The 23,132-nt window shown below is 67.7% G+C and carries 20 protein-coding genes and 1 pseudogene; 11 read left to right on the forward strand and 10 right to left on the reverse strand.

Annotated elements, in window-relative coordinates; translation table 11 throughout:
• Positions 1–76: 76 nt before the first annotated feature.
• Positions 77–1,048: a DUF4192 domain-containing protein gene (locus V9G04_06120; protein MEI2712870.1), complete on the forward strand. Its 972-nt coding sequence runs from the start codon at positions 77–79 to the stop codon at positions 1,046–1,048.
• A gap of 76 nt (positions 1,049–1,124) precedes the next feature.
• A complete protein-coding gene (locus tag V9G04_06125) occupies positions 1,125–2,588 on the forward strand; it encodes a glutamate--cysteine ligase (protein MEI2712871.1) in 1,464 nt (487 codons plus the stop codon).
• 1 nt (position 2,589) lies between these two features.
• Here V9G04_06125 and V9G04_06130 read toward each other — a convergent pair whose 3' ends face one another.
• Positions 2,590–2,994, reverse strand: a complete 405-nt coding sequence (locus V9G04_06130) for a hypothetical protein (protein MEI2712872.1) — start codon at positions 2,992–2,994, stop codon at positions 2,590–2,592.
• Positions 2,995–3,115: 121 nt separating this feature from the next.
• Between V9G04_06130 and V9G04_06135 the strand changes: the two genes are divergently transcribed.
• From V9G04_06135 to V9G04_06145, 3 genes are all read left to right on the forward strand, one after another.
• Positions 3,116–3,514 (forward strand): universal stress protein, encoded by a 399-nt coding sequence (locus tag V9G04_06135; protein ID MEI2712873.1) that lies wholly within the window; start codon positions 3,116–3,118, stop codon positions 3,512–3,514.
• A gap of 154 nt (positions 3,515–3,668) precedes the next feature.
• Positions 3,669–5,273, forward strand: a complete 1,605-nt coding sequence (locus V9G04_06140) for an RNA polymerase sigma factor (GenBank protein MEI2712874.1) — start codon at positions 3,669–3,671, stop codon at positions 5,271–5,273.
• Positions 5,274–5,282: 9 nt separating this feature from the next.
• Positions 5,283–6,269, forward strand: coding sequence for a M28 family peptidase (locus V9G04_06145; protein ID MEI2712875.1), 987 nt, complete (start codon positions 5,283–5,285; stop codon positions 6,267–6,269).
• A 15-nt stretch (positions 6,270–6,284) separates the two neighbouring features.
• On the opposite strand, the gene V9G04_06150 is transcribed toward V9G04_06145, so the two are convergent.
• The 3 genes from V9G04_06150 to V9G04_06160 all read right to left on the reverse strand — a co-directional run bounded on the left by V9G04_06150 (position 6,285) and on the right by V9G04_06160 (position 8,992).
• The gene (locus tag V9G04_06150; protein ID MEI2712876.1) at positions 6,285–8,177 is read right to left on the reverse strand and encodes a CapA family protein; all 1,893 of its coding nucleotides are present in this window, start codon (positions 8,175–8,177) and stop codon (positions 6,285–6,287) included.
• 10 nt (positions 8,178–8,187) lie between these two features.
• Positions 8,188–8,664, reverse strand: coding sequence for a DUF456 domain-containing protein (locus tag V9G04_06155; protein ID MEI2712877.1), 477 nt, complete (start codon positions 8,662–8,664; stop codon positions 8,188–8,190).
• Positions 8,665–8,776: 112 nt separating this feature from the next.
• Entirely contained in the window at positions 8,777–8,992 is a 216-nt protein-coding gene (locus tag V9G04_06160) for a hypothetical protein (protein MEI2712878.1), read from the reverse strand.
• 322 nt (positions 8,993–9,314) lie between these two features.
• On the opposite strand from V9G04_06160, the gene V9G04_06165 reads away from it, so the two are divergent.
• Positions 9,315–11,378 (forward strand): DNA topoisomerase IV subunit B, encoded by a 2,064-nt coding sequence (locus V9G04_06165; protein MEI2712879.1) that lies wholly within the window; start codon positions 9,315–9,317, stop codon positions 11,376–11,378.
• 87 nt (positions 11,379–11,465) lie between these two features.
• Here the strand turns inward: V9G04_06165 and V9G04_06170 are convergent, their stop codons facing one another.
• The 5 genes and pseudogenes from V9G04_06170 to V9G04_06190 form a co-directional block, all read right to left on the reverse strand.
• Positions 11,466–11,960: a carbonic anhydrase gene (locus V9G04_06170; GenBank protein MEI2712880.1), complete on the reverse strand. Its 495-nt coding sequence runs from the start codon at positions 11,958–11,960 to the stop codon at positions 11,466–11,468.
• 53 nt (positions 11,961–12,013) lie between these two features.
• Positions 12,014–12,352, reverse strand: a complete 339-nt coding sequence (locus V9G04_06175) for a hypothetical protein (protein MEI2712881.1) — start codon at positions 12,350–12,352, stop codon at positions 12,014–12,016.
• A 25-nt stretch (positions 12,353–12,377) separates the two neighbouring features.
• Positions 12,378–14,186 carry an MFS transporter gene (locus V9G04_06180; protein MEI2712882.1) on the reverse strand — a complete coding sequence of 603 codons (1,809 nt, stop codon included), beginning with the start codon at positions 14,184–14,186 and terminating at the stop codon, positions 12,378–12,380.
• A 7-nt stretch (positions 14,187–14,193) separates the two neighbouring features.
• Positions 14,194–14,916: an LppX_LprAFG lipoprotein gene (locus tag V9G04_06185; GenBank protein ID MEI2712883.1), complete on the reverse strand. Its 723-nt coding sequence runs from the start codon at positions 14,914–14,916 to the stop codon at positions 14,194–14,196.
• A gap of 4 nt (positions 14,917–14,920) precedes the next feature.
• A pseudogene (locus tag V9G04_06190) lies at positions 14,921–17,408 on the reverse strand (DNA topoisomerase IV subunit A).
• 71 nt (positions 17,409–17,479) lie between these two features.
• Here V9G04_06190 and V9G04_06195 point away from each other — a divergent pair.
• The 5 genes from V9G04_06195 (at position 17,480) to V9G04_06215 (ending at position 22,376) form a co-directional block, all read left to right on the forward strand.
• On the forward strand, positions 17,480–19,420 hold the full coding sequence (locus V9G04_06195; protein ID MEI2712884.1) for a GNAT family N-acetyltransferase: 1,941 nt from the start codon (positions 17,480–17,482) through the stop codon (positions 19,418–19,420).
• Positions 19,377–20,195 (forward strand): acetate--CoA ligase family protein, encoded by an 819-nt coding sequence (locus V9G04_06200; protein MEI2712885.1) that lies wholly within the window; start codon positions 19,377–19,379, stop codon positions 20,193–20,195. The genes V9G04_06195 and V9G04_06200 overlap by 44 nt, the downstream gene beginning before the upstream one ends.
• A gap of 61 nt (positions 20,196–20,256) precedes the next feature.
• Positions 20,257–20,847 (forward strand): DUF5998 family protein, encoded by a 591-nt coding sequence (locus tag V9G04_06205; GenBank protein ID MEI2712886.1) that lies wholly within the window; start codon positions 20,257–20,259, stop codon positions 20,845–20,847.
• Positions 20,844–21,971: a nucleotide pyrophosphatase/phosphodiesterase family protein gene (locus V9G04_06210; protein MEI2712887.1), complete on the forward strand. Its 1,128-nt coding sequence runs from the start codon at positions 20,844–20,846 to the stop codon at positions 21,969–21,971. The genes V9G04_06205 and V9G04_06210 overlap by 4 nt, the downstream gene beginning before the upstream one ends.
• Before the next feature lie 51 nt (positions 21,972–22,022).
• Positions 22,023–22,376, forward strand: a complete 354-nt coding sequence (locus V9G04_06215) for a DUF1801 domain-containing protein (GenBank protein ID MEI2712888.1) — start codon at positions 22,023–22,025, stop codon at positions 22,374–22,376.
• 62 nt (positions 22,377–22,438) lie between these two features.
• On the opposite strand, the gene V9G04_06220 is transcribed toward V9G04_06215, so the two are convergent.
• Positions 22,439–23,092, reverse strand: coding sequence for a thymidine kinase (locus V9G04_06220; GenBank protein MEI2712889.1), 654 nt, complete (start codon positions 23,090–23,092; stop codon positions 22,439–22,441).
• Between the last annotated feature and the right edge of the window lie 40 nt (positions 23,093–23,132).

Consider the following 23,132-nt stretch of genomic DNA (forward strand, 5'->3'; position numbering starts at 1 on the left):
CGACCTCGCGCCACGTTATGCACAGGGCCGTCGCTCCCAGGCGGATAACGTCCGTGGGCCGGGCAAGCCTCGGCTCATGATCAATTCACTCACTGTCCGCACTCCCGAAGACGTCCTGGCGCTGATCCCGATGACCCTCGGGTTCGCGCCGCAAGAATCGTTGATCCTGCTGTCCTTGCGGGGGCCGGATTCCTTCCACGCACGGATCACCCTGCCGGACCTGAGCGTTCCCAACTCCGGCCCGCCCACAGAGTTCGTCCAGGCGCTCGTGGGTCCGGTCCTGCAGCACGGCCTGATCGAGGTCATCCTGGTGGCGATCACGTCCAGACCTGGGGCCGGGGAGTCGTGTGTCCTGGCCGTGGGGAGGGCACTGGAGTCGCACGGCGTACTCGTCCGGGATTCCCTGCTTGCCGACGGTCAGCACTGGTGGCCGCTGTCGGTCGACCACGGGCGCGGGTCTGCGCGACGCTACGACCTCTCCGACCACCCGTTCCACGCCGCAGCCGTGCTTCGCGGAAAGGTCATTCACGCGTCACGCGAGGAGATGGAGCAGACCCTTTCTCCGGATCCGCAGCGGATGGAGGTCGTCGATGCCAAGTTGGCGTCACGAGTCGATTCGATCCAGAACACGGCGCAGGTCGCGCTCGAGCACTGGAGTCTCGCGCTGGTCGCTGAGTGCACCGCCCGACGTCGGGTGCCCACGCCAGAGGAGGTCGCCCGACTCCTCCTCGCGTTGCGTGACCTGCGGATCCGCGACGCCGCACTCGTACGCTTGACACGCGCCGATGCGCGCGACCAGGTCGACTTCTGGCGCCATGTCGCCACCAGCGCGCCACCCGAGGTGCGCGCAGCACCCGCTGCCCTGACCGGGTTCGCGGCGTGGCTCAATGGCGATGGCGCCCTGGCCTGGGCAGCGGTGAAGGTCGCCGAGCAGGCAGAGTCGGGCTACTCGCTGGCTGTGCTACTCACCGACGCTCTCGAGCATGCGATCAATCCGTCCGTCTGGGATGACCTGCGCACCCAGGGGCTGCCCGCGCAGCCGGCCTGAGCAGGTCGCCGTTCGGGGCGGCTCGACCGCACTGAGACGAGGGCTGGCGTACGCGTGAGAGCACTAGGGTGCATGCATGGGAGAAGAAGTCGACGCCCAGCAGTTCACTCGCGCTGACCGAACCCGCCACCGGGAGAAGGTGCGACGGTGTCTCGATGTCTTCGCGCGGATGTTGCGCGAAAGTCGATTCGACACCGACGACCCGATGACCGGACTCGAGGTCGAACTCAACCTCGTCGACGACGCGGGTGACCCGGCGCTGAAGAACGCCGAGGCGCTCGAGGCGATCGCCTCACCGGCCTTCCAGACCGAGTTGGGGCAGTTCAACATCGAGATGAATGCGGAGCCGGCCAAACTGAGAGAGGGCGGGCTGACCACTTTCGAAGACAGCCTCAGACAGAGCCTCAATCATGCCGAGGAACGCTCGGCCGAGGTGGGGGCACACCTGGTGATGATCGGGATCCTCCCGACCCTGGCCGAGGGACATATGGCGCCGTCGAGCATCAGTGCGAATCCACGCTACAAGTTGCTCAGCGAGCAGATCCTGAATGCGCGCGGGGAGGACATCGAGATCTCGATCAGCGGGACAGACCGGCTCCAGGCCACGGCCGACTCGATCCTTCCGGAAGCGGCCTGCACGTCCACTCAGTTCCACGTGCAGACCTCGCCCGAGGACTTTGCCGACTATTGGAACGCTTCGCAGGTCATCGCCGGGGTCCAGGTCGCGCTGGCGGCGAATGCCCCCTACCTGCTCGGCAAGCAGTTGTGGCGTGAGACGCGGATCCCGCTGTTCGAGCAGGCCGCGGACACCCGCAGCGAGGAACTCAAGGCTCAGGGCGTACGCCCTCGGGTGTGGTTCGGCGAACGCTGGATCACTTCGGTGTTCGACCTCTTCGAGGAGAACGTGCGCTACTTCCCAGCGTTGCTGCCCATCACCGACGAGGAGGATCCCCTCGAGGTGTTGGAATCCGGCGGCACCCCGCAGTTGCATGAGTTGCGGCTGCACAACGGCACCATCTATCGCTGGAACCGACCGGTGTACGACATTTCCGACGGTGTCCCGCACCTTCGCGTCGAGAACCGCATCCTCGCGGCCGGCCCGACTTGTGTCGACATGATTGCCAACGCGGCGTTCTATTTCGGCCTGGTGCGTGCGCTTGCCGAGGGGGAGCGGCCGGTCTGGTCGCAGATGTCATTCAGCGCCGCGGAGGAGAACTTCCATGTCGCCGCGCAACAGGGCATCGAGGCCCAGTTGTATTGGCCGGGCATCGGTCAGGTGCGCGCCACAGAACTGGTGCTGCGCAGGCTGCTGCCGCTGGCGCACGAGGGCCTGGAGAAGTGGGGCGCCACTGCCCAGGAGCGAGATCGCTACCTGGGAGTCATCGAGCAACGCTGCCTGACCGGGAAGAACGGGGCAGAGTGGTTCGTGGACAAGATGGCCACCCACACAGACCTGGAGACCTACGACGCTCTGCGTGCGACCTTGGAGGAATACCGCCAGAACATGCATACCAACGAGCCGGTGCACACCTGGGCCTGACTCACGCGCGTAGCCGTCGCCATCGCCGACCGTCACCACTGGCCAGGTGCGTCCATGAGTGGCGGGTCACCACGAAGAACTCACACCGGCGAGATACCTCCCGCGAGGCCATCAGCGTGGCCGCCGCCCAGGCAGCGTCCAGGGACGTCGGAACCTGTTCCCCCGGCCGGGTCAGCCACACGGCGACCGACTCCTCGTCGCCGAGGGCCAGCAGGAGTCCGACGAGCACGTCGGTACGGCTGGCGAGGTCATGCAGCGGGTGTTCGGCGGGTGCGCTGAGCCAGGTATGCGCGGGGTGTCCCACGCTGACCACGGCGGGGGCCCGACGACGCCCGGCGAGGTAGGCCGCCCGAACCCGGGCGTGCCACGCCGACCTGCTGGGCCAGTGATAGATCCGCCGTTTCATGTGTCCACCCTGCCCGCAGCACCGGCGACGGCGTTTCGTTCTCCACAACCTCCCCGGCGAGGCGTGGCTTCGGCTAGGTTTGACGAGAGGCCAGACCGGCTCAGGACCAGGAGGAGTTCACATGGGAGCGATCGTTGTCGGCTATGTCGCCAAGCCCGAGGGTGAGGCTGCCTTGGCCCGCGGCATCGAGGAGGCCAAGCTGCGCAACTCCAAGCTCATCGTGGCCAACAGCCACCGGGGTGGGACCTCCTTCGACGGTGGGGCGTCTACGGCAGCCGATGCCGAGATGGAACGGGTCGAGTCTCAGCTCAAGGCTTCCGGCGTCGAATACGAAGTGCGCCAACTCGTCCGCGGCTTCGAGCCCAGTGAGGACTTGATCGCGCTGGCCGACGCCGGTGAGGCCGACCTGATCGTCATCGGCCTGCGTCGGCGATCACCGGTCGGCAAGCTGATTCTGGGTTCCAACGCGCAGCGGATTCTGCTCGACGCCGAGTGTCCCGTGCTCGCAGTCAAGGCCTGAACCGAGCGCTGACCTCACGACCTGTGCTGGGTGGGCGCGAGCCTGCCGAACGTTCGCGTACCGCGATGTTCGAACCGTTGGGCAGGCGTGGCATGATTGCGACGCGGCTCTTGACGTCACCGGGCCCTGCCGCGCCCCAAAGTCCTCACGAGAGGTGTTCGTGACTTCGCACGTGCGCACAGAACTTCCCGCCTCGGCGCTGCAGCACCAGGCAATCGAGGGGCTTCTTGCCCTAGGAGCCGAGAAGGGCTCACTCACTCCGGCGCAGTTGCGCGCGGCTGCCGACGAGGCCCAGTTGGCACCTCGCCAACTGCGTGCGTTGATGGACCTCGTGACTGCGCAGGGCATCGAGGTTGCGCTGCCGCCGGGAGACGAGCGCGCCGTGGCCGCGACGAGCGCCAAGAAGGCCGCGGCGACCACCAAGGCGACCACCGCCAAGAAGGCCCCGGCCGCGAAGGCCCCGGCCGCGAAGGCCCCGGCCGCGAAGGCTCCGGCCAAGAAGGCTCCGGCCAAGGCTGCCGCTGAGTCGGCGCCGGCGGCGAAGAAGGCAGCGGAGAAGAAGGCAGCGGCGAACGCCACCGCTACTCCGGCCAAGAAGGCCCCGGCGAAGAAAGCCCCGGCCAAGAAAGCCCCGGCCAAGAAGACCGCTGCTGCCGAACCAGCCGTGGACGAGGCCACCGTGCAGGTGGGCCCGGACGGCAAGAAGGTGCTGCCCGACATCCCCGACGAGCAGTTCGAGAAGGACGTCAAGGCCGATCCGACGATCAAGGAGGACGAGAAGGAGGCCTCCTTCATCGTCTCCGCGAGCGACGACACCGGCGAGCCCGAGCAGCAGGTCATGGTCGCCGGCGCGACCGCCGACCCGGTCAAGGACTACTTGAAGCAGATCGGCAAGGTGCCGCTGCTCAACGCCGAACTCGAGGTCGAGCTGGCCACCCGGATCGAGGCCGGCCTGTTCGCCGAGGAGAAGATCGGCAAGGGCGGCAAGATCGCGGCCAAGACGCTCGAAGAGTACGAGTGGATCGCCGAGGACGGCCGCCGCGCCAAGAACCACCTGCTCGAAGCCAACCTGCGCCTCGTGGTCTCGCTGGCCAAGCGTTACACCGGTCGCGGCATGCTCTTTCTCGACCTGATCCAGGAGGGCAATCTCGGCCTGATCCGTGCGGTCGAGAAGTTCGACTACACCAAGGGCTACAAGTTCTCGACGTACGCCACCTGGTGGATTCGTCAGGCCATCACCCGTGCGATGGCCGACCAGGCACGCACCATCCGCATCCCGGTCCACATGGTCGAGGTGATCAACAAGCTGGCCCGCGTGCAGCGCCAGATGCTGCAAGACCTGGGTCGCGAGCCCACGCCGGAGGAGTTGGCCAAGGAACTCGACATGACCCCTGAGAAGGTCATCGAGGTGCAGAAGTACGGTCGCGAGCCGATCTCGCTGCACACCCCGTTGGGCGAGGACGGCGACTCGGAATTCGGGGACCTGATCGAGGACTCCGAGGCGATCGTGCCCGCCGATGCGGTGTCGTTCACCCTGCTGCAGGAGCAACTGCACGCCGTACTCGACACCTTGTCGGAGCGTGAAGCGGGAGTGGTCAGCATGCGCTTCGGGCTGACCGACGGACAGCCGAAGACTCTCGACGAGATCGGCAAGGTCTACGGCGTCACCCGCGAGCGGATCCGCCAGATCGAGTCCAAGACGATGTCGAAGTTGCGCCACCCGAGCCGCTCTCAAGTCCTGCGCGACTACCTGGACTAAAGGCAGACCATGTCGCGACTCGTGGCCGCCCTGCTCTGTGCAGTGGCGGCCACGAACGCGTGTGGGGGAGAGACCCCGGAGAGCAACACGCCGGCGCCGTCCTCCTCGCCGAGCGCACGGGGCTCGGTCGCGACGTCGGACCCGTCTCCTGACTCGCCCCCGTCCGAGGCTTCGACGAGCCCACCGGCGGCGGTCCGATCCGAGGACTTCGATGCGGGAGTGGCGTACGCACTGGTGCGGACGCTGGCGGTCGAGATCGGCCCACGTGAGGCGACGAGTCCGGCGTACGACCGCGCGGCCGAGTTGGTGAGTCGGCGCCTCTCACGTGCGGGGTACGCCGTGCGCCGCCAGCAGGTGCGAGTCCCGGCCGGGAACTCGTGGGGCGTGCCGGTGCCGGCTGGTCACAGCGAGAATGTCATCGCAGAGCCGCCCGGGTTCGACCCGGATAGGCCGTACCTGGTTGTGGGGGCGCATCTCGACACCGTGCCGACGGCACCGGGGGCCGAGGACAACGCGTCGGGCATCGGGGTGCTCGTGGCGGCTGCCGAAGCGGTGGTTGCCGCGCGTACTCGTCTGCCGGTCGTCTGGGTCGCCTTCGGCGCAGAGGAACCCCGTGGCGCGGGTGACGAGGCGCATCACTACGGTTCACGCGCCTATGTCGGCGCGCTCGTCGGTCTGCAACGCGACTCGGTACGCGCCATGGTCTCGCTCGATCGCGTCGGTGTGGGCAACGCGGTGCCGGTGGGTTCGGCCGGCGAGACCGACCCCGTGCAGCGTCGCCTGCTAAGGCTGGCGGACCGGATCGGGGTGTCGGCCGCGGCCGAGAGTGGTCAGCGCAGCAGCGACCATTGGTCCTTCGTGCGCGCCGGATTGCCGGGCGTACGTCTGGGCGGCACGTCGTACGCGGGCTATCACTCCGCTGAGGACCTGCCGCACGTGGTCAGCAGGGCTCAGCTCGATCGCGTCGGTCGACTGCTGCTGGCCTGGCTGCGCTGACCCGGTCGGTCTTGGTCAACGCAGGCCCGCGCCCGTGGCGAACCAACCCCGGCTGTGCCGACGGACGTCGCCCAAGATGCGAGCGCGGTCCGGCCCGGTCGCGATCCGCGGGGCGAATCGTTCATCGAGGAGATAGGGAGTCAGACGGACGCCGCGCAGTCGGGCACCGGTGAATGTCGCGGTCAAGGTGATGCCCTCCATGGTCTGCGACATGAAATCCATGTCGAAGACGAGGTTGCCCAGCGAATGTGCCAACACCGCGTGCCCAGAGGACTCGATGCCTTGCACCCAGTGCGGATGCCCGCCCACGACCAGATCCGCACCGGCAGCGATGAGCCGGCGCCCGACCACGCGTTGGATCGGCTCCGCCGAGTGGGTGTATTGCGTGCCCCAATGCGGCAGCACCAGCACGATGTCGGCGCGTCGGTCGAGGCGTCGGACGAGCCGCACCATGTGCCGCAGGTCGCCTCGATGCAGCGGGCCGGTGCGCGGTGGCATCCGTACGGACAGGGCACCGGGGGAGTTCGCAGTCGCACGCGGCGTCTCCCCTATGGCGTTGAAGCCGGTGATGCCGACCCGCACACCCTTGACCGTGACGATCACCGGTCGACTCGCGCTGCGTAGGTCGCGACCGGCCCCGAAGGCGCGTACGGGCCCCTTGTCGAATGCGTCGACCGTGTCCATCAGGGCTCGGCGGCCGTAGTCGCCGGTGTGATTGTTGGCGAGCGAGACGACATCGATCCCCACGTCAGCCAGGCCGTCGATGGCGGAGGCAGGCACCGCGAACGAGTCGCCACCCTGGGTCGGGGTGCCGCGGGTGGACAGTGTGCTCTCCAGGTTGCCGATGGTCAGATCTGCCGAGCGCAGGTGTCTGGCCATGGGGCGCAACGCCGCGACGGGGTCGTCACCGGAGACGGCCGCGACGCCGCGGCCCAGCATGATGTCGCCGACGACCCGCAGGGTGATCCGCGGTGGAGGGGTGGGGGACTTCTCCGGTGCTGCCTGGGTGCTCGCACGTGCGGGGGAGGTGGTCTGGGGAGGATCCTCGACGGCGGGCGCAGCAGAGGGAGCACTCGCGACCAACCCGACGCACAGCGCGCAGAGCAGCAGACCGTACGCCTGACCTCGGTGCACGTGTTCGCGCAGCACCGACATCGCAAGCAGCACCGTCACCGCTGGATACAACGAGGTGATCACCGCGGTGATGCTCAGCATCCCGCTATGGGTGGCGAAGAGGAACGCCACGGTCGCAGCCGTCGCCAGGGTGCCCGCGACGACCCCGAAGAGACTGGCTGCGTCTCGCGGAATCCAGGCGGAGCCTACGATCTGGGCGACCGCCACTATGGCGAGGCCGGCCACGGCCTGGTTGAGCGCCAGGGGCAGCAGGCCCGCGTCCTCACCGATGCGTGAGAGGAAGACGAACAGCAGGCCGAAACCCGTGCCTGCCAGGAGCCCGTCCACGACCGCCGTACCGGTCGACTCCGTGACGGTCTCGGAGTCGACCGGCTCACGCGAGACCAGCCAGATCGCCGGAACTGCGACCGCCATGCCGACCCAGGCCAGCGCCGTGGGTCGCTCGCCCAAGGCGAAGCCGACGACGATCGGGATCAGCGCGGCGCTCACGCCCGAGAGCGGCGCGACCACGCCCATCCTCCCCGAGGCGAGGCCTCGGTAGAGGAAGGCGGTTCCGACGCCGTTGGCGACACCGGCGGCCACGCCCCAGGCGTGATCGGCCGTCGTCGGGTCGCCGCCCAGCACCAGCGCCACCGCGAGGAGTCCGACGGAGCCGACGAGTTGCGCGACGAATGCCACAGACCAGGCGGACGTACGCCGGGCGCCGACGCCGCCGCAGAAGTCACCGAGACCGTAGGCGAAGGCGGCAGACAGGGCGAGGAGGACGGCGGTCATCAGTGGGAGTTCATCGCACGAGGACGACGCCGATGATCCAGGTGACAGTGGCGAGCACCGCGAAGATCAGTTCGATCAGGATGCTCACGCCCACAGCCTTGAGCGCGGCCTTGGTGGATGGCCACGCCTGTTCAGCGCCGACACGCACCCGCTCGGCGACATAGACGCCGAGCGGGAACCCGACGAACAGGCCCACGACCGGGATGACGAAGAAGCCGGCGATCGCGAAGATCGCGCCGATCAGCAGCGTCTTGTTCGGTACGGCTGCCTTCATGGCGCGCCCCGGGATCAGGAACTTCACGACGGTGCCGATGACCAACAGTGCGAGGCCAAGGCCCATCACGGTCCACCCCGTGGCGGTCTGGACTTCGAGTGCCCAGGCGATCAGAGCCGCGCCGATCAGGACCGTGCCGGGCAGCACCGGGACGATGATGCCGACGATGCCGACCAGGATGGCAAGGCCGACACCGAGGTCCGTGAGAGTCACGCTGCACACCCTCCCATACGCACCCCCGGAGCAGCGTGAGGCACAAATGCGTCCGGCCCCGGAGATTTCCGGGGCCGGGAAGCGTTGGCCGAAGGTCCGGCCAGGATGGGGATCAGCTCTCGGGCTGACCCGCCAACTTGTGCGTCTCGTCGTGCACGCGGATCGCGACCTGGCGCAACTTGTCGCCGTGCTCGCGGGCGTGGTGGGCGCAGAAGAGCAACTCGGCTCCGGCGTCGAGTTCGACGCGCAGGTAGGCCTGGGCTCCGCAACGGTCGCAACGGTCGCCCGCGTTGAGGGCTGCTGCGCTTGGGGCAACTGCAGTGGTCACGTCGGCCTCACTTTCATCTCGTTCTGTCGTCCACAACGTAGTCCTCGGGTCAAAGATTCCCTCCCCGACCCTCGTGTGCTGTGCTGCGAGCCACAAGGTGCTCATCCAATCACGTCGAAGGTTCCCCGCCATGTGTTTTCCACACCCCGGGACCCGTCGTCGCCTCCTGGTCCGTTCACGGTAGGCCAGCGATGTCATCGCAGCGCGCTGGCGCATGTCGGGCGTGTCGCGTGCCGTACGCAGTTCCGTGGCCGCCCACGGGTAGATTCGGAGCCTGTTCCACACGTCTGCACCGCACGCGGTTTCACCTGGGAGTTTCGTCATCGCCGACAACAGCTATAACGCCGCCCATCTGCTGGTTCTGGAGGGTCTGGAGGCCGTACGCAAGCGGCCGGGCATGTACATCGGTTCGACGGACACCCGCGGCCTGATGCACTGCGTCTGGGAGATCATCGACAACGGCGTGGACGAGGCGCTCGCGGGTTCGGCGGACCGGGTCGAGGTGATCGTGCACGCGGACGACTCGATCGAGGTGCACGACAACGGCCGAGGCATCCCGACCGACAAAGAACCCAAGACCGGACTTCCGGGCGTGGAGGTCGTGGCGACGAAACTGCACGCGGGCGGCAAGTTCGGTGGTGGCTCCTATGTCGCGACCGGTGGTCTGCACGGGGTCGGGCTCTCGGTCGTCAACGCGCTGTCCGCACGGATGGATATCGACGTCGAACGTTCGCCCGCGGTGCAGGGCATCTCGTTTCGGCGCGGTGTCTCGGGAGTGTTCGCAGGGGAGGGGCCGGCGGCAGACTTCGAAGCGCGAAACGGCCTGTCGCGCAAGGGCGCACGGGTCGCCAAGACGCGCTCGGGGACCCGGGTGCGGTTCTGGCCCGATCGACAGATCTTCACCAAGGACGCCAAGATCGAGATCGAAGGACTGTTGGGACGCGCTCGGCAGACCTCGTTCATCGTGCCGGGTCTGGAGATCGTGATCCGCGACGAACGCGGTCCGGAGGTCTTCGAGGAGTCATTTCGACACGCGGGTGGCATCGCCGAGTTCGTGGAGTTCCTCGCCCACGACGAGCCGGTGACCGACATCGTGCGCCTGCAAGGCAACGACACCTTCGCCGAGACGGTCCCCGTGCTGGACGCCGAGGGGCAGATGACGCCTCAGGAGGTCGAGCGCGAACTGTCGGTGGATGTCGCGGTGCGATGGGGCAGCGGCTACGACACCGAGTTGCGTTCGTTCGTGAACGTGATCGCGACGCCGAAGGGCGGCACTCACGTCGCGGGCTTCGAGGCCGCACTCACCAAGACGTTCAACGACGCGATGCGGGCCAGCAAGGCCCTCAAAGCCGGTGATTCCGATGTCATCAAGGACGACGTCCTGGAGGGGTTGACGGCGGTCGTCACCGTACGTCTGGCGGAGCCGCAGTTCGAGGGTCAGACCAAGGAGATCCTGGGCACGCCCGCCGTACGAGCAGGCGTACGCAAGGTGGTCGCAGGTGAACTCAAGGGCTTCCTCACCTCCACCAAGCGGGCCGAGAAGGCGCAAGCCAAACTGCTGATGGAGAAGGTGGCAGGTGCTGCCAAGACGCGGTTGGCCGCACGTCAGCACCGGGAGACGCAGCGCCGCAAGAACGCGCTGGAGTCGTCGTCGCTGCCCTCGAAGCTGGCCGACTGTCGCTCGACCGACACCGATCGGTCCGAACTGTTCATCGTCGAGGGGGACTCGGCGTTGGGCACGGCGAAGTTGGCGCGCGACTCCGAGTATCAGGCGCTGCTGCCGATCCGAGGCAAGATCCTCAACGTCCAGAAGGCGTCGGTCGGCGACATGCTCAAGAACGTCGAATGTGCCTCGATCATCCAGGTCGTCGGCGCTGGCTCGGGTCGTACGTTCGATGTCGACGCCGCCCGCTACGGCCGGGTTATCTTCATGGCCGATGCCGACTCCGACGGCGCGCACATCCGCTGCCTGCTGGCCACACTGTTCTTCAAGTACATGCCGGACCTGGTGGCCGCCGGTCGGGTGTTCTCGGCTGTGCCGCCGCTGCATCGCATCGAACTGATCAACCCCAAGAAGGGGATGGACAAGTACGTCTACACCTACTCAGACGACGAGTTGCAGCGTCGACTGGCCGAGTTGAAGCGCAAGAACCAGCGCTGGAAGGACCCCATCCAGCGTTATAAGGGACTGGGGGAGATGGATGCCGACCAGTTGGCCGAGACGACCATGGATCCGCGCCAGCGCACCCTGCGCCGGCTGACGGTCGATGACGGAGCCGCGGCGGCCGAGGTGTTCGAACTGCTGATGGGCTCGGAAGTAGCGCCACGCAAGGAGTTCATCGTGCAGGGTGCCTACGAGGTCGACATGGAGTCGTTGGACGCCTGACCGGAGTCGTGGGCGACGAACACGTCGTTGCGCACGGAGCGCACCCGGGGCTGTCGGTGCTGCCGGTGCTGTCGGGGCTGTCGGGGCTCAGGCGTGCTCGGTGAGGAGCCCCGTGTCCACGTCGTAGAGGAACCCGCCCACGGTGGCACGACCGCTGATGAGGGGGTGGGTGCTGACCTTGCGTACATCATCGGTGAGCGTCTGGAGTTGGTCGTCGACCACGTCGAAGGGCTGCCAGGAGGCATCGACACCTGCCGACTCGGAGACTCGCTGACGCAGTTGTGCCTCGGTCGAACTGGCCATGGCGCAGCGGGTGTGCGGCACGATCAGGATGCGATCCACTCCCAGGAGGTGAACGGCCAGGACCAGCGCCTCGAAGGCCTGGGGAGTGACGCGACCACCCGGGTTGCGAAACATCTTGGCGTCGCCGTGTTGGAGGCCGAGCATCCGGAGCGGATCGATCCGCGAGTCCATGCAGGTCACGATGGCGACGCCCGCGTGGGCTACGCCGTCGAAGTCACCGCCCGTGAACGTCGCGGCGTACTCCCGGTTTGCTTCGAGCAGGTCGTCGAACGCTGACATGTCTGCAAATTTAGCCCGTCGCGTCGAGCGACCGGCGACGGACCCTGCCGGTGTCAGGGTTCGATCTCGCGGCGCTGGATTGCGCGTACCTCGTCCACCAGGATGGTCGAGAGGGCGGGACTGGTTTCGCGATGCGACCACGCGGTGTCGAGGAGCGCGTCGAACATCTCAGGAGTCGCCTGCGAGCGCTTCTGGAACCCTTCGATCTGGGCGATCAGGGCGGCGGCCAGATCGGGTTCGAGTTCGCGGTGACTCCAGGCGAGTTCCTTGACGTCGGACAACCGCGAGCGCAGCGCGCGCTGACGGGCCTGCGCGGCGCGGAACGTGACGAGGATCGTTGCCACGAGACCCACCGCGACCAGCCCGAGCGAGAGCGGGATCAAGTACGCCACGTCGAGGATTCTCTCAGACGCACCGTCAACCGCCCGCGCGCAGCACCTGGGACGTCGACACTCCCTTGGTGTCGGCGTGCCGGAAGACGATCAGGGCCAGCACACCGGCGATCAGCGCGCAGCCGGCCGCGCCGAGGAACACGGTCTGCTCCTGGGCGATGCCCGCGACCTTGAGCATGCGGGTGAACTCGTCGCACTTGCTCTTGCCGTCGCACACCTCGCGTACGGGCGGGATGTCGCCCTGCTCGGCGTAGTAGCGGCGCAGCCCGAGGGTGGTGAGAGCAGAGATTCCGACCAACATGCCCACCATCCGCGCGACCACGACCAAGGCGGTGGACACCCCGTGGACGTCTGCTCGGGTGGCGGCCAGGACTGCGGCGTTGACCGGGGCGAGCGCCAGCCCGAAGCCCAGGCCGCCGAGGACCAGCGCGATGTTCGCGCTCGGCTCGTGCAGGGACTCCAGGCCCCACCTGCTCATCAACAAGAAGCCAGCCGCCGCGCACACCATGCCGACACAGGTGATCACGCCCGCGCTGAGACGGCGAGTCAGATAGCCACCCAGCACTGCCCCGACCGGCAAGGCGACCAGGAAGCGTACGAGCACCAGCGCGGCCATCAACTGGGAGTCCGGGTAGATCGTGGTGCGGGCGAAGAGGGGAATGTCGATCAGGGCCGCGATCAGGGCCGCACCGATGAAGAAGGACACCACCATTGAGCCCCACGCGGCGGTCTCGCGCAGGGCGTCGTGGGGGATCAGCGGGTTGGCGGTGCGAGCCAGGTGCCAGGCCAGCAGTCCGCTGGCGATCGCCGCGACGGCCAGGTAGTACAGACCCTTGTCGCTGAACACCTCGATCTTGGGGTCGGCTGTCGCGAAGGCCAAGATCACGCCACTCAGCGCGGCCGCGAGCAGGAGTGCACCGAGAAGGTCGGCGTCACGCGCGGAGCGAGACCACGCGCGCAGGTCGACCAAGGGGTGACGCGCGGTCGAACATCGCACCAGGAACAGCACGGCGCAGGCGATGGCGACCGCGCCGACCGGCGTCAGCCAACGGCCGTCGCCGACGAACGGGATGAAGATCTGACCCCACGTGATGTCTCGCACGATCGGTGCGGGTCGCACCATCACCAGCGCCGCAGCGGAGACGGCGAGCCCGGCCAGGAGGAGTCCGACCAGGTCGAAGTGGCCTCGATGGCGCTCGACCGACGCGGAACCCTCGACCGATGGTGGGTGCTCGGACGGCGTGGCTTCGCGTGCCGAGAGCATTCGGATCGCCGCCGCCAGCACCAGTCCGACGGCCACGTTGATCAAGAAGATGGCCGGCCAGGGCGCAACGGCGAGCACCAACGCTCCGAAGAGCGGGCCGATCACCGAGCCGAGTTCCTGGACGGCCGACACGATGCCCAGGGGGACACCGCGACGCTGCACCGGGTAGATGTCGGCGACCAGAGCCAGCGTCGCCGGCACGAGCCCGCCACCCCCGAGCCCTTGCAGGAAGCGACCCACGACCATGCTGGACATGTCGTACGCGAGTGCGGTGAGCAGCGAGCCGACGGCGAAGATCACCAGAGCCGCCACCAGCACGGGGACCCGACCTCGCAGATCGGCGATCCGACCGATCAGCGGCAACATCGCCACATAGCCGAGCAGGAACCCGGAGATGATCGGCGCGGCGCGCTGCAGTTCGGCGATCGGGATCCCGGCGCTGGCCATCATGTCGGGCAGCGCCAGGACGACGACATAGGTGTCGGCTGCGGCGAACGCGACCGCGATGGAGGCCGCTGTCAGCAGCGCTCGGGCGCTGCGATGGGGCGACTCGGTGTCGGTCGCGGTCACGACGGGGTCACTTCGCGCCGGCTGGCTTCTCGATCGATTTGGTCGTGCCGTAGTCCTCGAACTCCACGACGTAGGTCATCGGGTCGGACTTGGCATAGAAGACACCCTTGAACGTGGCTTCACGCAACTCGCCCTCGTCGGTGATCAGATAACTGGCCGCGAAGTCCTGGCCCGCTGCGGAGGGGATCACCTTATTCATCGCCGCACCCGGCACGGTGCCGGTGAAGGTGGTGAGGACCTCCTTGTTGTTGACACCGCCTCGTACGCTCTTGCCTTCCTTGACCTCCTGGGTCGCGGGGAGCAGCGACGAGAAGCCGTTGGAGGCAGAGATCAGGGCGGCCGGATCGGGAGCGCCGTACTCCTTCGGGTTCACCGCCTGGTAGCCGCTGGTGAAGGGCAACTGGGCATAGACGACGCCGCCGGTGGACACGACGGGCACGTCGACCAGGAGTCCGCCGTACTTCACGCTGAGGTCGCCCTCGAAGGCGGGTGCGTTGGTCACGATGCCGGTGGCCTTGTTGATCCCGTTCTCGACGCTGTCCGGCAGGCCGGGAGTGCTGAGCGTGATCTTGAGTCCGCTCGTGTCGTCGAGGGTCTGCTGAGCTTCGGCGAGCCGGGCCGCGGGGTCGGCATCGGCGTCGTCGCCGCTCTTGCAGCCGGTCGTCGCGCCGAGCGCGAGTACGAGAAGGGCCGCCGCGCCGGCCCGCCGAAGGCCCGGGGTGATCTGCATGGCGTCAGCCTTCCACAGACTCGGTCGAACCGAGGCAGGACAAAGCAGCGACGGGTCCCGCGATCGCCGCGATCGGTTGGCTCCCCGGCAGGCCGGATCCGTCTCGACGACCGTCCGGTGCAGGCAGTTCCACCGGTGAGCCACTGCTCGCGGCGGCTCGGGCCGGGGCGGTGCCCGCCCACGCCGTCAGCGAGAGCGTCCTCGCCCTTGAGGAAGCGGTGGCACCGCACTCCGCCCGTGGCGCGCCCCTTGCCCGGATACTGCGAGAACGCGGTGACCTTCACGGCGCCGGGCTCGGTGCCCGGCAGGGCGGTGGAGGATCCCGACGCCGTCACCACGACCGCGTCGACACCGTGGTCGAGTGCGCCGAACCACAGGACCCGCGCGTCAGCTCCCAACTTGATGCCGGCCATACCGCCCCCCAAACGCCCCTGCGGGCGTACGGATGAGGCACCGAAGTGCAGCAACTGTGCGTCGGAGGTGATGAAGCACAACTCCTCCGCCCCGGTGGCGAGTTCGACGGCGCCGACGACCTCGTCGCCGTCCTTGAGCCCGATCACGTCCCACTCGTCGCGGTTGAGCACCTCGGGGTTGACGCGCTTGACCACGCCGGCGCGGGTGCCGAGCGCCAGGCCGGGACCATCCGTGCGCAGCGAGGTCAATGCCAGGATCCGCTCGCCGGGGTCGAGGGACAGGATCTCGGTCGCGAGGATGCCACCGGCCAGGTGCGGATCGTTGGCCGATGCCGGAAGTACGGCGGTGATGTCGAGGGCCTGGAACCTGCGGATCCGACCCGCCGACGTGATCGCGCCCAGGTCGGAGCGGGCGGTCGTACGCACCGCGGAGACCACGACATCGTGCTTGGCCCGGCCGCCGCCCTGACCGGGCGCCTCGACACCCGACGTACGGGCGAGCAGGCCGGACGACGACAGGTAGACGAAGCACGGATCGTCCGCGATCTCGAGGGGTGTCGCCGCCGTGACCGCAGCAGTCCCGGCAGATTCGAGGAGCACCGTGCGCCTCGGGGTCCCGAACGTCTTGGCCACCTCGTCTAGCTCGTCGGCGACGACCTTGCGCAGCAGGGCGTCGTCGGCCAGGATCGCGTCCAGAGCCTCGATCGTGGCCTCGAGTTCGGCCTTCTCCTTGTCGAGCTCGATCTTGCTGAACTTCGTCAGCCGTCGCAGCGCGAGGTCGAGGATGTATTCGGCCTGGATGTCGCTGAGGTCGAACACCGCGATCAGGCGCTGTTTGGCCTCGGCGGCATTGTCCGAAGACCGGATCAACTGGATCACCTCGTCGATATCGAGGATCGCCAGCAGGAGGCCTTCGACGAGGTGCAACCGGTCCGCGGCTTTCGTACGCCGAAACACCGTGCGGCGGCGCACCACGTCGAGGCGGTGGCGCAAGAAGACGTCGAGCACCTCCAGCAAACCCAGGGTGTGGGGCTGCCCGTCCACGAGCGCGACGCAGTTGATGCTGAACGAGTCCTCCATCGGCGTCTGCTTGTAGAGCTGCTCCAGCAGGGCCTCGGGGTGGAAACTGTTCTTGACCTCGATGACCAGGTGCAGGCCCTTCTCGCGGTCGGTCAGGTCCTTGATGTCGCTGATGCCCTGGATCTTCTTGGCCTGCACCAGGGTCTTGATCCGCTCGATCACCCGCTCGGTGCCGACGCCGTAGGGCAACTCGGTCACCACGATGCCCTTGCGGCGACCCACCGTCTCGACGCGAGCACTCGAACGCATCCGGAAGGTGCCGCGGCCGGTGTCGTACGCGTCGCGGACGCCGTCGAGCCCGATGATCTTGCCGCCCGTGGGCAGATCTGGGCCGGGGATGAATCGCATGAGGTCGTCCACGGTCGCCTTCGGGTGGCGCAGCAGATGCTTGAGACCTTGCACGACCTCGATCAGGTTGTGCGGGGCGATGTTGGTGGCCATCCCGACCGCGATCCCGGTCGTACCGTTGACGATCAGGTTGGGGATGGCCGCGGGCAGCACGGTCGGCTCGTATTCGCGGCTGTCGTAGTTGGGCTTGAAGTCGATGGTGTCCTCGTCGATCGACGCGGTCATCGCGACCGCCGGGTGGTCCATCCGACATTCGGTGTAGCGCATCGCGGCGGGCGAGTCGTCGGGGGAGCCGAAGTTGCCGTGACCGTCGATCATGGGCAGCCGCATCGACCACGGCTGGGCCAGGCGTACGAGCGCGTCATAGATGGCACCGTCGCCATGCGGGTGTAGTCGACCCATCACCTCACCGACGACGCGGGCGCTCTTCACGTGGCCGCGATCGGGGCGCAGGCCCATGTCGTTCATCGTGTAGAGGATCCGCCGCTGGACCGGTTTCAGGCCGTCGCGGGCATCGGGGAGTGCACGTGAGTAGATGACCGAATAGGCGTACTCCAGGAACGAGGACTGCATCTCGTCTCGGATGTCGGTATCGAGGATGTGCTCCTCGAAGTCGTCCGGGGGAGGAGCCTTGGTGGTGCGTCGAGCCATGCCGACCATTGTCTACGGACGCCCCGACACCGTTGCGCGCGACACCCGCCAGGCATGGATACGCTGATCGCATGACGAGTCCCGAGGGTGGCGACGACCTGGTAGAGACACCTCGGCACTGGGAGGCCGACGTCTTGCTGCGCGACGGCGGCGTCGCGCATATCCGCCCCATCCGGCCCGACGACGAAGCACTCCTCGTCGCCATGTACGCCCGGGTGTCCGACCGTTCGAAGTACTTCCGCTTCTTCGCGCCGATGCCTGAACTCTCCGCCAAGGATCGCTACCGTTTCACCCACGTGGACCACCGCGAACGGGTGGCCCTGATCATGCTGCTGGGCGGCGAGATGATCGGGGTCGGGCGTTATGAGCAGGTGACGCCGGGCGAGGCCGAGGTGGCGTTCCTGGTCCAGGACTCCCATCAGGGCCGAGGGATCGGCCAGTTGCTGCTCGAGCACCTCGCCCAAGCGGGCCGTGAGCGTGGGATGGAACGCTTCGTCGCCGAGGTGTTGCCCGAGAACCAGGCGATGATCCGGACCTTCAAGGATGCCGGCTATTCGGTGACCAGTGGTTTCGGGGACGGCGTGATCTCGTTGGAGTTCTCGATCGATCCGACCGACACCGCGATCGGGGTGATGGAGCAGCGCGAGCACCGCGCCGACGCGGCGTCGCTGGACCGCTTCGTGAACGCGCGCTCCGTGGCCGTCATCGGCGCGAGCCGGAGGGCGGACTCGGTTGGGCAGGCCCTCGTACGCAACCTGGTGCTGGGGGACTACACCGGTGAGGTGTACGTGGTGAATCCGTCGGCGACGCCGGTGTCGGGGCTGCCCGCGTACGCCACCGTCGCCGACATCCCCGGTCACGTCGATGTCGCGGTCGTCGCGGTGCCGGCCGAGAACGTGCAGGACGTCGTGCTCGACTGTGCCGCCAAGGGTGTGCACGGGCTGATCGTGATCTCGTCGGGCTTCGCCGAGACCGGCGAGGAGGGCCGGCAACGCCAGCGCCGTCTGGTCGGCCTCGCGCGGTCGTACGGTCTGCGGTTGATCGGTCCCAACTGCCTCGGCCTGATCAACACCGCTGTCGAGTCGCGGCTCAACGCCTCGCTCTCGCCGATCATGCCGCCTCGTGGTCGGGCAGGCTTCTTCTGCCAGTCGGGGGCGTTGGGCAGCGCGATCCTCCAACGGGTCTACGACCGCGGGCTCGGTCTTTCGACCTTCGTCAGCGCGGGCAACCGCGCCGACCTGTCGGGCAACGACCTCTTGCAGTATTGGGAGGACGATGAGGCGACCGAGGTCGTCCTGCTCTACCTGGAGTCCATCGGCAACCCCCGCAAGTTCTCGCGGATCGCGCGTCGTGTGTCGCGGCGCAAGCCGATCATCGCGGTGCGATCTGGACGTACGACCCAGGGCGTGCCGATGGGTCACGCCGTCCGCAAGATCGCGGCCCCGGCGGCGGCAGTGGACGCGATGTTTCGTCAGGCGGGCGTGATCCAGGTCAACACGCTGAGTGAGATGTTCGACGTCGCTCAGTTGGTCGCACACCAGCCGTTGCCGCGGGGCAGGCGGGTCGCGATCGTCGGGAACTCCGACGCGATCGCGCTGCTCGCGACCGACGCCGCCTCGGAGGCGGGCCTGGTGGTGAACAAGTCTGTCCTGCTCGGGCCCAGCGCTGGTGCGGAAGAGTTCGAGGACGCGCTCGACTCGATGATCGACGATCCCGAAGTGGATGCTGTCGTGGCGATCTACATCCCGGCCGTCAACGTGTCGGGTGGTGACGTCGCCAACGTGTTGGCGGCCGTGGGTGAACAGTCCGACAAGCCGTTGGTCTCGACGTTCCTCGGCTCGCAAGGCATCCCCGAACTGCTGCGCGTGCCGGACGTGGCAGGGCACACGGCTGGGCGCGGATCCGTGCCGTCCTACCAAGGTGTCGAGGCCGCCGTCACGCGCGCTGGCTCGCGTCGTCGACTATGCCGTGTGGCTGCGGAACCCGGCCGACACCGCGCACGAGCCCGATGAGACCGTCGACCCGGCCGCTGCGCGCCGGATGATCAACGAGGTGCTGTCGACGGCGCACGAGGGTCGTGATCTGACCACCGACGAGTGCCGAGCATTGCTTGCGACCTACGACATCGCGCTCTGGGACACGCTCGCCGTGGCCACCCTCGACGAGGCATTGGCGGCGGGGGAACAACTCGGCTGGGAGGACGTCGTACTCAAGGCGACGCACGAGCGACTGCGCAACCGTCCCGACCTGGCCCATGTCTGGCGCAACATCGACTCACCCGCGGAGATGGAGACCGCATGGTCGACCCTGACCGAGATCATCACCGAGGCGGAATCGGCGGGATTCGTCGTGCAGAAGACCGCGCCACCGGGAGTGCCGGTCGCCATCACCACGCTCGAGGACCCGCTTTTCGGGCCGGTGGTGTCGTTCTCCATCTCGGGGCCGTTGACCGAGTTGTTGGCGGACAAGTCCTATCGGATCCCGCCACTGTCGAGCCAGGATGCCGCCGACATGGTGCGCGAGATCAAGTCGTCGCCGTTGCTCTTCGGCTATCGCGGCTCCGAGGTCGTCGACGTCACCGAGGCCGAACGGCTGATCACGCAGGTGGCTCGACTGCAGCACGACCTGCCACAGGTTCGCTCACTCGAACTTGCGTTGGTGCAGGTGGGTGCGGAGGGGGCGGCCGTCCTCAACGCCCGGGTCCGGGTCGAGCCGGTGGTCGATCCACGCTCCGACTGGTTCGTACGCCGCCTGACCACTCCGATCGGCGACACGCTCCCCAACTGACCCCACCCGAGGGGGGAGAGGGCTGGTCCGTCGCGGGCGCGTGCGTGACACACTGCCAGGCATGGCCGCCGCTTCCACTTCAGAGCCCCTGGACCGTACGACCGACCTCCGCGCAGCCATCGATCGCACCGGTTACTACCCGGAGGTGGTCGCCGACGGAGTCGGCTCGGCCATCGGCGGCGAGGTCGTGGCGTCGTACTTCGTCCATCACGAGCCGACCTTCGATCGCGACGAGGTGCGGCGGCACCAATCGGTGATCGTGCTGACGCCCTCGCGGCTGATCTTGGCGCACACCGACGAGCATGCGGGCGACGACCTGCTGCCGGAGCCTTATACGTCGACGACGACCGAGGCGATCGCCTTGTCCTCGGTGCGTTCGGTGGTGGTGACCCGGATGACGACCAACCCGGTCAAGGGCGCGTCGCGGTCTGCCGAAGCGGTGATGACCATCTCGTGGGGTGGGGTCTCGCGCGTCGACCTCGAACCAGCCGGTTGTTCGGATCCCGAATGCGCGGCCGATCACGGTTACACCGGCACGTTGGCCGGTGATGACTTCACGCTGCGAATCTCCGCGGCGGCCGACGGCGCGGACGCAGTCGCGTCGTTGCTCGGTTTCGCGGACGCGCTGGCCGCGCGGACCCGAGGCCGATGACGTTCGTCGAGCCGGCGTACGGCTCTCACACGCTCGCCGACGTGCTGCCCGCGGTTGGGCGTGCACTCGGGGCGTCGGTCGGGTCCTCGGCCGAGAGCGCATCGGCGCGCCTCGACCTGCCGCCTGCCCCGTCGTACGTCGTCCTCCTCGTCGACGGACTCGGCAGCGAACTGCTGCGGCGCTATGCCCATGCGGCGCCCTACCTGTCCAGCCTGCTCGACGCCTCCGCGCCGCTGACCTGTGGCGTGCCGTCGACGACGGCCGTCAGCCTGACCTCCCTGGGGACCGGGCTGCCCCCGGGAGCGCACGGGTTGGTCGGATTCACCTCACGGGTGCCGGGGACGGATCGGCTGCTGAACGCGTTGCAGTGGGACTCGCGCGTCGATCCGCAGGAGTGGCAGCCGCACGACACGGTCTTCATGGCGTTGCGGGCGGCCGGAGTGACGACCACGACGATCAACAAACGCGAGTTCCATAACAGCGGCCTGACGGTCGCGTCGCAACGAGGGGCCGCGTACGTCGGGGCGGACCGCGTCGGTGAACGGATCGCAGCCACGGTTGCGGCCTCCTCCCAGCGTGGCTCGCTGTGTTATGTCTACGAGCCCGACCTCGACTGGACCGGTCACCGCTTCGGCGTGGCCTCGACGCCGTGGCTGCAGCAACTCGCGATGGTCGATGCCGAGGCCGAGCAACTGCGAGAGTCCCTGCCGGACTCGACTCGGCTCGTCGTCGTGGCCGACCACGGCATGGTGGACTCGCCCGCGTCGGCTCGACTGGACGTCGATGCGGTGCCTGAACTGCGAGACGGCATCGCCGTCTTCGGAGGCGAAGCCCGGTTCCGGCACCTGTACTGCCGCGCTGGTGCTGCCGACGACGTGCTCGCGACGTGGCGCTCGATCGTGGGCGAGCGAGCATCCGTACTGACCCGGGACGAGGCGATCGGCCGCGGCTGGTTCGGCGCCGTCGACCCGCTGGTGCTGCCCCGGCTGGGCGACGTGGTCGTGGCCGCGCACGACGATTTCGGGGTGTTCTCGTCTGCTGACTTCCCCTACGAGACACGACTGGTGGGGCTGCACGGCTCCTTGACGCCCGACGAGATGAACATCCCTCTGTTGGTGGGGTGAAGCGTCGGGCACCCGCGTGGGTCGGCCCGGGGTTCATGTCACGATGCGTACATGAGCGAGTCTGTGACCCCGGTGGAGGACTATCTGCGAGACCTGCCGGAGGACCGCGCCGCAGTGCTGCGGCACCTCCGCGACGTGGTCTACGAGGCCTATCCCACGGTCACCGAGAAGGTCAGCTATGGGATGCCCACCTTCGTGGTGGACGGCCATGCGATCGGTGGCTTCTTGAGCCACCAGGGCTTCATGAGCTGGTATCCGCACAGTGGCACCACCCTGTCGACGGTGGCCGAGCAGACCCAGGGACGCAAGCAGACCAAGAGTGCGTTGCATTTCACCGTCGACGATCCACTGCCAGACGATCTCGTACGTGATCTTCTCGCGACCCGTGCCGCTGAGTGGAGCTGATCACCCGGCAGTCCGAACTCAACGGCCAGGGAGACGCAACTCAACGGGTAGGGAGGGGGAACTCAACCGAAGGGGAGCGGCTCCGGGGCCAGACTGACCGCCTTGGCCCGGGCGGCCGTGAGCCGCCGGCGGTGGTGTTGGCGGCACAGCACCTCGTACGCCACCTCGGCCGGGGGACCGTCGGGACCGTCGACGTCGCCGACCACGATCACCTCACCCTCCACGACCATCACGCCGTCCTCCGTACGCGCGTTGTGGGTGGCCCGTTTGCCGCACCAGCACAGCGCCTCGACCTGGAGCACGTTCATCCGGTCGGCCAGCTCGACCAGGCGTGCCGAGCCGGGGAACAACACGGACCGGAAGTCGGTGAGGATGCCGAAGGCGAACACGTCGAGTTGCAGTTCGTCGACGATCTTGGCGAGTTGGTCGATCTGCTCGCAGGTGTAGAACTGCGCCTCGTCGCAGATCAGATAGTCGAGGCGACCGCCCTGGGTGAGCTCGAGGACGACGTACTTCCAGAAGTCGAAGTCCTCAGTGACCTCAAGCGCGTCGTGGGTGAGCCCGAGACGGCTTGAGATGGTCGCCTCACCCGCGCGGTCGTGAGTCGTGAAGATCCGTCCCACCAGCCCGCGTGCGGCATGGTTGTGGTTGGTCTGGAGGGCGAGCGTGCTCTTGCCCGAGTCCATCGTGCCGGTGAAGAAGTGCAACTCAGCCATCGTGCGCCGATCTTTTCACACCTTCGGCGGTCGGCACGCA

This window comes from Nocardioides sp. (assembly GCA_037045645.1).
GTDB lineage: Bacteria > Actinomycetota > Actinomycetes > Propionibacteriales > Nocardioidaceae > Nocardioides.